Origin of the sequence: Fulvivirga sp., assembly GCF_040220315.1 — a bacterium.
Taxonomy (GTDB): Bacteria; Bacteroidota; Bacteroidia; order Cytophagales; family Cyclobacteriaceae; genus Fulvivirga.
Window position 1 is genome coordinate 1 of record NZ_JAVJUY010000364.1, and the last position, 9,873, is coordinate 9,873.

General features: G+C 37.8%; 9 protein-coding genes. 4 read left to right on the forward strand and 5 right to left on the reverse strand.

Annotation, left to right across the window (positions count from 1 at the left end; translation table 11 throughout):
• Positions 1-254: 254 nt before the first annotated feature.
• Together RLO81_RS18930 and RLO81_RS18935 are read right to left on the reverse strand one after the other, a co-directional pair.
• Positions 255-1,376, reverse strand: coding sequence for a trans-sulfuration enzyme family protein (locus tag RLO81_RS18930; RefSeq protein WP_350115515.1), 1,122 nt, complete (start codon positions 1,374-1,376; stop codon positions 255-257).
• Between the two features lies 1 nt (position 1,377).
• Positions 1,378-2,310 carry a hydrogen peroxide-inducible genes activator gene (locus RLO81_RS18935; protein ID WP_350115518.1) on the reverse strand — a complete coding sequence of 311 codons (933 nt, stop codon included), beginning with the start codon at positions 2,308-2,310 and terminating at the stop codon, positions 1,378-1,380.
• 176 nt (positions 2,311-2,486) lie between these two features.
• Here RLO81_RS18935 and RLO81_RS18940 point away from each other — a divergent pair, with 176 nt between their 5' ends.
• The 4 genes from RLO81_RS18940 to RLO81_RS18955 all read left to right on the forward strand — a co-directional run bounded on the left by RLO81_RS18940 (position 2,487) and on the right by RLO81_RS18955 (position 4,409).
• Positions 2,487-3,143: a response regulator transcription factor gene (locus RLO81_RS18940; protein WP_350115521.1), complete on the forward strand. Its 657-nt coding sequence runs from the start codon at positions 2,487-2,489 to the stop codon at positions 3,141-3,143.
• A 181-nt stretch (positions 3,144-3,324) separates the two neighbouring features.
• Positions 3,325-3,774, forward strand: coding sequence for a response regulator (locus RLO81_RS18945; RefSeq protein WP_350115524.1), 450 nt, complete (start codon positions 3,325-3,327; stop codon positions 3,772-3,774).
• Between the two features lie 127 nt (positions 3,775-3,901).
• Positions 3,902-4,096 (forward strand): hypothetical protein, encoded by a 195-nt coding sequence (locus tag RLO81_RS18950; RefSeq protein WP_350115527.1) that lies wholly within the window; start codon positions 3,902-3,904, stop codon positions 4,094-4,096.
• A gap of 103 nt (positions 4,097-4,199) precedes the next feature.
• Positions 4,200-4,409 (forward strand): hypothetical protein, encoded by a 210-nt coding sequence (locus RLO81_RS18955; RefSeq protein WP_350115530.1) that lies wholly within the window; start codon positions 4,200-4,202, stop codon positions 4,407-4,409.
• On the opposite strand, the gene RLO81_RS18960 is transcribed toward RLO81_RS18955, so the two are convergent.
• The 3 genes from RLO81_RS18960 to RLO81_RS18970 all read right to left on the reverse strand — a co-directional run.
• Positions 4,406-5,431, reverse strand: a complete 1,026-nt coding sequence (locus tag RLO81_RS18960; RefSeq protein WP_350115532.1) for an RluA family pseudouridine synthase — start codon at positions 5,429-5,431, stop codon at positions 4,406-4,408. The two genes, RLO81_RS18955 and RLO81_RS18960, sit on opposite strands and share 4 nt — an antisense overlap.
• Before the next feature lie 67 nt (positions 5,432-5,498).
• Positions 5,499-7,850: an ABC transporter permease gene (locus RLO81_RS18965; protein ID WP_350115535.1), complete on the reverse strand. Its 2,352-nt coding sequence runs from the start codon at positions 7,848-7,850 to the stop codon at positions 5,499-5,501.
• Positions 7,851-7,922: 72 nt separating this feature from the next.
• Positions 7,923-9,873, reverse strand: a 1,951-nt coding sequence (locus RLO81_RS18970; protein WP_350115538.1) for a zinc-dependent metalloprotease, incomplete at its 5' end; no start/stop codon positions are given.

A 9,873-nucleotide genomic window follows, 5' to 3' on the forward strand; every position in this document is an offset into this window, starting at 1 on the left:
TACAGTCACTTTTGTGGAAGATGGCATAACAAGAACACTTGCAGTTCCATACGCCATCAGTGGAAATATATTAACTATTACGATTGATGAGCGTGTATTTGGTGGCGACTGCACATCCGTTACAACCTACAGAGCGGGTTAATTTTCTAAAGAACTTATAAAACTGTATTTGGGTAAAAACAAATGGGCATCACAACTTGAGTTAATTATAAATTGTGATGCCCTGTTATTTGTCTCCTCTTAGGTCGAATCAACTATTTTAAAGCCTTTTTAAGATCGGAGATTAGATCAGTACTATCTTCAATACCTGCAGAAAGCCGAAGTAGGGAGTTTTTTATTCCTGCTTTTTTTCGTTCCTGGTCACTTAGCTTTGAATGCGAAGTTTTAACTGGAGAAGAAATCGTAGTTTCTACTCCGCCCAAACTTATAGCGGGTTTAATGAGGTCTAGTTTTTTAACAAACTCATCAGCATCACCTTTTACTTCAAAAGATAACATGCCACCAAAACCAGTCATTTGCTCACCGGCCACATCATGATCCGGATGGCTCTTCAATCCTGGATAATAAACGGCATTGACTTTTCCAGAATCACTTAAAAATTCTGCGATCTCTTGTGCACTGCTATTTTGTTGCCGAACCCGTAACGCAAGTGTTTTTAAACTTCTATCTAACAAATAACATGTTTGAGGATCCAGGCTGCCTCCTAAATTCACTGCAGTTTTATATATTTTATCGCCTAATTCTTTATTGGTAACTGCGGCACCACAAGTAATATCACTATGTCCACCTAAGTATTTTGTGCCGCTATGAGTTACGACATCAATGCCCCAAAAGAGTGGTGTCTGATTAATGGGCGAGGCAAATGTATTATCAATAATAGAAACCAAATCACGGCTTTTGCACATAGCCACAATTTCTTTAAGGTTCACAATCTTCAATAATGGATTAGAAGGGGTTTCTAAATAAACGGCTTTGGTATTTTTCTTTAGTAGCTTTCTAAATGAGTCAACTGTAATATCATCAGTAAAGCTTATTTCTATTCCAAATTTTTTTAATTCTTGAGAGACTGCATAATGTGTTCCTCCATAAATATCACCTTGAAATATTGCATGATCACCATTTTGTAGAATGGCCATAAGTGTAGTGGTAATGGCCGCCAGGCCAGAAGAAAAAACAAGGCCAAAGTCCCCTTTTTCAAGAACTTTAATTTTGTTAGCAACCTCCTGCTGATTAATTGTATTAAAATATCGAGGATAATTCAGCGGGCCTGAATCCAGATAATTATATGCTGTGGAAGTATAAATGGGTGTGAGAACCCCACCGTTTCGCTCCACATTTGATTCTTCTCCGTGCACACATTTGGTAAGTATGTTCATATTATTTCCATTTAATTACATTGCCGTTCTTTTTTACATTCACATAGTCTGGAATAGAAGCCAAAATTTCTTTATGCAGTGTTTCTACGAGCTTTCTTTTTAGGTAACTACGATGCATTACTATGCTCACTTCCCTCACTGGCTTGGGGTCAATAAATGGCCTTAAAGACCCCTTTTCAGCGGTAGTTAAATCTAGCGTGGCTAATTGAGGCAACAATGTCATACCTCCGTGCATATCCACAATCTTTTTTAAAGCTTCTAACGAACCACTTTCATATTTAAACTGACTGTCACGATCTTTATACGTATGGCAAAGGTTTAAAACTTGTTCTCTAAAACAATGTCCTTCGTTTAATAGCCAGATGTCGTCATCCGAAATGTCGTCAACGTGTAATTCTTTTTTATTGTAAAGAGCACTTCTGTGCGAAACATAGCCAAAAAACTCCTCATAAAAAAGTGGCTTTTCAACCAATCCGGGATCATTAAAAGGTGTCACAATTATGCCCAAATCGAGTGTTTCATTTTTCAGTCTTTTGATCACTTCTTCGGTTACAAGTTCATAAACCCGAAGGTTCACATGAGAATATTTTTTTATAAAATTGTTGATAAAAAGCGGTAAAAGATAAGGTGCCAAGGTTGGTATAATGCCAATAGTAAGCTCACCAGCAACCTCTCCTTTTTCATCAGAAACAATTTCAGAAACGCGTTTAGCGTCACTTATTACCGTTCTGGCCTGTGCAATTATTCTTTTGCCAATATCCGTTGGCATCACAGGCTGTTTGCTCCTATCAAAAATGAGCACACCCAGCTGATCTTCCAGCTTTTGTATTTGCATGCTAAGTGTTGGTTGGGTAACAAAACAAGCCTCTGCCGCCTTGCCAAAATGGCGATGATTATCCACGGCAATAATGTATTCAAATTGTATGAGTGTCATTCCTCTAAATTATGAAACGCTCATAAATAAATTCTATAAAGTATAATATACCATAACCAAAACAATATCAGGCTGTTAGCAGCACCCAAAATTTTTGGTGTTATCAGCCAGCGCTGTTTTCAATGAATTAATTGCGATCTAGAGGCTTCATGGTGTATCTTCGTTAATACTTTTTTATGCCTAAATGGACCATATATATTGCTGATGACCAAACCCTTTTCAGGAAAGGCATGGCACGTTTGGTTAAGTCATTCCGATCTGTGAATGAGGTGAAGGAAGCTTCAAATGGTAAGGAAATACTTGAGTTGGTAAAGCAACAGCAACCTGATGCCATTCTCATGGATCTGGATATGCCTGTAATGGATGGTATCGAGGCAACTGAGAGAATAATTTCTAAATACCCTAAAGTAAAAATCGTTATCCTTTCCATGCATAATGATCATCAGCATATTCTTTATTTGATGGAAACAGGTGCGCATGCATTTCTTCAAAAAAATGCTGAGCCGGAAGAAGTAAAGCTTGCATTGGAGTCTGTAATTGCAAAAGACTTTTATCAGAATGAGTTGGTTGTGGAGGCACTTAGAAAAGGAGTAATGGAGCATGGCAAAAAAATGAGCCGCCCAGCTTTTGAAGTGAGCTCTTCTCTCTCTGATAGAGAAAAAGAAGTGCTGCTGATGATTTGTAAAGAGCTGACGATGAAGGAAATTGGAGATAAACTAGCCTTAAGTGAAAAGACAATTCAGAATCATCGGGCGCGAATTATGGAAAAAATTGGCGCGAGAAATACAGTGGGCATGGTAAAATATGCCTTTCAAATCGGTCTTATAAAATAAAAAGGCATTAGGTGTTTTTCTTCAAATTGTTAGGTAAAAACACCTAATCAAATTACAATTATTTTCAATCAACGCATTGATTATCAGCCACTAACGCTTTTAGTAGAATTACACGCCCATTATTTTTTACTCCGACCAAAAACTGAGTTAAATATCTTGCTTTTTCTAAAAAGAGTTAATTATGGAAAAGCAGCGAGTATTAGTTATTCATCACAGCGAGAAAACAAGACAAGGCATTCATAAAATCTTGTCTAATTTTGATTTTGAATTGCTATATGCAGCAGACGGACTTGAAGGGTTGGCAGCATCTAAATATGACTGTCCTGACTTGGTCATAACGGACATAAACCTGCCAATACTCGATGGTGTTTCATTAACTCAGATGCTTAGAAACGACTGTTGTACTGAAGATATTCCAATAATTATTCTGAACGATAACCTGAACTACGAATTCGCATGTAAGGCGCGAAACCTAAAGGCCAAAGCATTTTTAATGAAACCTTACCTCGATAACTCTCTGGTCTATGCCGTAAATAGAGCGCTTGGTAATAATATTCCAAAAACTAACAAAAGGTTACCTTATAATTTGGTGGTTAAAATGAATAAGCCGGTTTTAGCAAGGGGCAACTAATTCTGAAGTTCTTAAAAGCAAGGTAACTAAGGTAAATTCAACATCAACAAATCATTACCCTTACTTAACATTCGAACTTTACTGGCCTAATTTCGTTTTATTAGTGTAACCACTACAACCTATTAAAATGGAAACCACAACAAAGAAACAGGCTATCGTTCAGTCGATTGATTCGATGAATGAGGCTGAAATGGAAAAGGTCATTGGTTTTATTCGGGGCTTAATCTATTCACCCGATCTAGATCAAGACTATCTGGAATTCAAAAGAAAGGGTCTAAAGGAAATTCAAGATGCCCTCAGTTCTGCTGAAAGGGCAGTTTAGCAGCTAGATTACGCGTATTTATACGTTGTTAAACTACTGATTTTCAGGGGTTGATATGTGAAGTTGATGTTTCTAACGTTTGTAGAAATGAACCACTACCTCAATGAAAGACCAAACTAAAAAACAAGCCATCATTCATTCTCTTAAAGAGATGGATGAGAAAAATGCTGACAAGGTTATTAAATTCATTAATAACCTCTTCTTTGACAGTTTTAAAAATGCAACGCGACAAAAACTCAAAGAAAAGGCTATGCGCCAAATACAAAGAGCACTTAGAAAAAATGCCACTGAGGCAGCTGTTAGAAGAGCCTAATTGTATTGCACATAGTGCTCCCACTTTTCAATTACCGCAACAAAATCCTGGGGTAAATCACTATCGAATTGCATCATCTTTTTTGTAACCGGATGAATAAAACCAAGTGATTTGGCATGAAGTGCTTGCCTAGGGATTATCTTGAAGCAATTATCCACAAAGCTCTTATACTTACTAAACTGTGTTCCTTTCAATAATTTATCTCCTCCATAAGTTGCATCGTTAAACAATGGGTGGCCAATATGTTTCATATGAGCCCTTATTTGATGAGTTCTACCTGTTTCCAAATTGCACTTAATCAAAGACACATACCTCAAATCTTTCAATACTTCATAATGAGTGATTGCATGTCTGCCTATTTCAGGATCTTCATAGGCCACAGTTACGCGCCTATCTTTTAAACTTCGCCCGAGGTTGATATTAATGGTGCCTTTTTCTTCTTTAGGAATACCCCAAACCAAGGCATAATAAGTTCTTTCAATACTATGATCGAAAAACTGTTTCGCTAATCCGTTCATTGCGGCCTCAGTCTTAGCTATTACTAGCAGGCCTGAAGTATCTTTATCTATTCGGTGTACCAGGCCAGGACGACCCTCATTACCTTGCATTTCTGGCAGGTTTTGAAAATGATATGTCAAAGCGTTTACTAAAGTGCCAGTCCAGTTCTGATAAGCAGGGTGCACCACCATTCCGGCTTCTTTATTTACCACCAACAGATGCTCATCTTCATAAACGATATTAAGCGGAATATTTTCCGGTACAACATCCGTATCGCGAGGTGGCTCAGGCATGGAAACCGTAATAACATCTGAAGGCTTCACCTTGTAATTAGACTTTACTATTTCTCCATTCACTTCTACGAAGCCATCGGCTATACCAGATTGTATTTTACTTCTGGTTGAATTGGCAATTCGATCCATCAAGAATTTATCAATTCTTAACGGTGCCTGCCCCGGATCAGCTACAATACGATGATGTTCAAAGAGGTCATCATTCTCCTCTTCAAATGCCTGATTTGTCATTTTGCAAAAGTACGATTAAAATCGTTCTATTAATCAGCGAACTATTTTTAAGGCAGATACCAATTACTCATTCACTCCTCAAACACTTTGCTGGATTCACATTAGCCGCCTTGATTGCTTGTGAACCAACGGCCAACCATGCGATAATAATTGATACAACAGCTGCGAGTATAAATAGCCAATAGCTTAGTTCTATTCTAAATGCAAATCGCTCCAGCCAAATACTAATCAGGTAATAACTTATAGGTAAAGCAATGGCGATGGCCAGCAAAACCAGCTTGGTAAAGTCCCCGGAAAGTAAAAGAATAATATTTGTAGCGCTTGAGCCTAAAGCTTTTCTTATTCCAATTTCTTTGATTCTACGCTCTGCGGTAAATGCAGCTAAACCAAATAGGCCTAAACATGAAATCAGTATAGCTAAGATGGCAAAATATTGTGAGAGTGAAGCCACACGTTCTTCGGCAGCATATTGCCTTTGAAATCGTTCATCTAAAAACTGATAATCGAAAACGAATCCGGGATTATAATCCGAATAAAAGGAACTAATAGATTCTAAAATTTCTTTCTGGTTACCAGCTTCAATTCTTGTCATGATGGTCCAGGTATTCTTAGAATCTAAAATGAAAAAGGCAGGTTCCACTTCACTATGTAGCGACTGATAATGAAAGTCTTTGACTATGCCAATAATTTCCATTTTATTGTCACCCCAAAGCGTAATAATTTGCCCTATGGGGTTTTCAAAACCCATAATATCAAGGGCAGTTTCATTAATCATTATTTTTGTACTATCGGCAGCCATATTTTTGGCAAAACCTCTACCTTGTATAATTTCCATATCCATGGTTTCGAAGAAATCATAACCAACACGCATATTTTCAAAAAGAATAAGGTCATCCGGGTTTTTACCTTCCCATTCTAATCCAGAGGTATTGTTTTGCCTTCCGATCAGGCTGTGACCAATATTAGATGCATTTAATACACCAGGCACTTTTTTAAGTTCATTTAAGAAGGTTTCGGTATTATCTTTCACCTGGCCCTCTATTCCAAAATAGATAATGTTTTCATTGTTGTAACCAAGATTCTTATTTTGAACAAATTGTATTTGTTTATAAATCACAATGACAGAAACTATCAAAATAACAGAAAGCGTAAATTGAAATACAACCAAGCCCTTTCGTGACCATAACTCGCCAAGCGAGCCTTTAATCTCACCTTTTAAAATTCTAACGGTATTAAAACCACTTAAATATAAAGCTGGATAACTGCCTGCCAATAGGCCTGTAAGCGCTAAAACACCGAAGAGTGAAAATAGAAATGAGGTATTGAAGTCTAACTCAATTTGTTTGTTGGTGATATCATTAAACTGAGGTAATAACAACCAAATAAAAAATAAACTTAACAGTAGAGAGAAAAATGTTATAAGAACAGACTCTGATAAATATTGTAAAATAATACCACTTCTTTTAGCACCAACGGCTTTTTTAATACCTACTTCTTTCATTCTTCTGGTAGCCCGAGCAGTAGATAAGTTCATAAAGTTTATGCATGCGATAACCAATATGAAAATGGCTACAAGTGAAAATAACTGAACATATTCAATTCTTCCACCATCTTGCTTCCCATTCACATAATTACCGTACAGGTATAAATCTGAGTATTTTCTAATAAAAAGAGTTATATGCGAGTCCTCGTCTCTTTCTTTGATGAAATTCGTGATTTTGTTCGATACATCTTCCGCATTGGCTCCTTTCACCAAGGTAATATATGTGCTTGGACCATTATTTCCCCAATTGGTAACCCAGGAGTTATCATCTTTGAACTTTTCAAACGAGAGCACAAAATCGAATTGTATGCTAGAATGCCTAGGCGTGCCTTCAAATACTCCCGAAACTATAAATTCCTCATCATGTTCATATTCAACTACTTTTCCTACAACATTGTCTTTTGTGCCAAATAGTTGATTTGCTAAAGATTCCGAAATAACAATACTATTCTTGTTTTTAAGGACAACATCCGGATTCTCATGAAGTCCAAACGAAAACAGGTTAAAAAAGTCGGGTCCAACGTAAAAACCATCTGCTTTCACATTATGCTCTCCAATGGAGAGGGTGTTGCTATTAACCCATGTGGTTGTAGCCGCATGCTCAATTTCAGGAATTTCATTTTTTAACGTCTCTGCCAATAGACCAGGAGTTGACGTTGTTGTCATTATATCATCAGCATAATGCTGATGCTCCATAACACGATACAACCTATCATTTTTTTCATGAAACCGATTCATGTTTAGTTCATCCATTACCCATAAATAGATGAGGAGTGTACAAACTAATCCGGCAGTAAGTCCTACAAGATTTATTAAAAAAGAGCTCTTAAAGCGCTTAAACGAACGTAACGTGAGAAGCAAGTTGTGTTTGAACATGATCTGTTTGACTGGTTAGGCCCTAAAGACCGTCAAACACAACGAAAGGTTGTCTGTGCTTTGAAATAATTTTTACTTACACATCTTATCCATACCAATAGGTGAGCCATCAGGTGGAGTCAACTCACCTTCTGTTTCATATTCTTTCGGGTTTTCCCAGAAGTTTTTAATTCGAGTAAAACCTCTGTAAAAATGTGCTTTTTGTTCAAATGATTGAGCATCTGCATTAGCCGTCAAATACTTATTTAGTTCGAATAATGCTTGTCGAACGATTGCCTTAACCTGTTCACTTGTGCTTTTATGCGCGTGCAATTCAAATAGCTTAGTTAATAATACTTGCTCAACAGCACGACTTACCTCGCCATCGAGTGCATTGGTATTTTTTGTTTTCCAGGTTTTAGAAATTACTTCATTAAGCACAAACTCTAACGAGGGTTGTGACTTATCTCGTGAATGGTATTCCACTAAACGTTGTGCCCTTGCCGTGTTGAAAAGCAAATTGAATGTCATAGAAGCAGAAGTTTCTGCGGCCGCAATGGGGTCAAAAGTCAGATTCGTTCTTAAGTCCACTAATTCCCTACCACGGTAATAACCATTTGGTCGTGGGGGTATCATTTTAATAATTGATTCGGGCAGTGTTAGTACTTCTGCACTTGTAGATTTTATTAAAGCGTTCAAAGCAGCTTTTTGCTTCTCAGCTAGAACAAACTCCGTAATAAATTGCCCATCACCTCGCTGTGCATAGCGATAGTTTAAGCCGCCAATTAGCTTAACGGCAGCCTCTACCTGATACCTGTGTAAAAAATAAATTGGCACCAATACTTCCTCCAGATTCGCATAAGGTTCGCCCATTTTAATATTATTTTCACCAAAGTTGGAGAGGGCAATTTTTCTCACTTCCAAGAGGTGCAAAAGCTCCTCTTCTGGTGATTTTCCATTGTCCCATAAGTGAGCATAAGGATGAGCACTACCATGTGGTCGTGCATCTTGGTCAGTTAAAAAAGTCAAACCACTTTTTAAAGATTGCTGAATAATTTTTTCCAATTCGGCATCTTCATTGGCTCCGTCAGGAAAATCTTGATATCCATAAGCAACTGAAACCTTATCCCATGCGCCAATGCCATCATCATACGCATCTGACAAATCAATTTTCCCATCTTTTATTTTAATGAGGGGGTGTGGATAATCCATCACTGATGCTCTGCCTTCAGCACTTGAAGTATAACTATGAGAAATTCCCAATGTATGGCCCACCTCATGCGCTGCTAATTGTCTCAGTCTTGCCAGCGCCATTTTTTCCATTTCATCAGAAACGGGTTGCCCCTCAAGATATGGAGCCAATAACCCTTCTGCAATTAAATAATCCTGGCGTACCCTTAAGGAACCTAGCAACACATGACCTTTAATAATTTCTCCAGTTCTTGGATCAGTAACTCCACCACCATAAGACCAACCTCTGGTTGAACGATGCACCCAATTAATCATATTGTATCGTACATCCATTGGGTCAGCACCCTCTGGTAATAATTTTACCTGAAATGCATCTTTATATCCTGCTGCTTCAAACGCTTGGTTCCACCAACTTGCACCTTCCATTAATGCCGATCTAACTGGCTCTGGTGTTCCTCTATCCATGTAATAGATAATCGGTTCTACAGCCTCACTTACTTCTGCTTCCGGGTTTTTCTTCTTCAGTCGATGCCTAGTAATGAGCCTTTGATGAATGTCTTCACTGATAGGAGTGGCATAATCGAAATATGAAAGCTCCCAAAAGCCTGCCCGTGGGTCAAATTTTCTAGTCTCATAATTATCATCTGGTAGTTCCACAAATGAATGATGCTGTCTAACAGTGATGTTTGAATTTGTTGGAGCGACTGTTGGCAAATATTTTCCTGTAGCCTTGCCCGTAAAAGTAAGTGTAACCTCAAACTCAGAATTCTTCGGAAAATTTTTAGTTCGCTCCAAGTACATAGCCGACATAGAGTTGTTCACTGAATAACTGCCCTCTCCATTTGACTTTAAT

What these genes read in the sequence shown, in the direction of transcription:
- RLO81_RS18955 (WP_350115530.1), top strand. Translation starts at nt 4,200, where the DNA reads ATGAAAGACCAAACTAAAAAACAAGCCATCATTCATTCTCTTAAAGAG.
- RLO81_RS18945 (WP_350115524.1), top strand. Translation starts at nt 3,325, where the DNA reads ATGGAAAAGCAGCGAGTATTAGTTATTCATCACAGCGAGAAAACAAGA.
- RLO81_RS18950 (WP_350115527.1), top strand. Translation starts at nt 3,902, where the DNA reads ATGGAAACCACAACAAAGAAACAGGCTATCGTTCAGTCGATTGATTCG.
- RLO81_RS18960 (WP_350115532.1), bottom strand. Translation starts at nt 5,431, where the DNA reads ATGACAAATCAGGCATTTGAAGAGGAGAATGATGACCTCTTTGAACAT.
- RLO81_RS18930 (WP_350115515.1), bottom strand. Translation starts at nt 1,376, where the DNA reads ATGAACATACTTACCAAATGTGTGCACGGAGAAGAATCAAATGTGGAG.
- RLO81_RS18940 (WP_350115521.1), top strand. Translation starts at nt 2,487, where the DNA reads ATGCCTAAATGGACCATATATATTGCTGATGACCAAACCCTTTTCAGG.
- RLO81_RS18935 (WP_350115518.1), bottom strand. Translation starts at nt 2,310, where the DNA reads ATGACACTCATACAATTTGAATACATTATTGCCGTGGATAATCATCGC.
- RLO81_RS18965 (WP_350115535.1), bottom strand. Translation starts at nt 7,850, where the DNA reads ATGTTCAAACACAACTTGCTTCTCACGTTACGTTCGTTTAAGCGCTTT.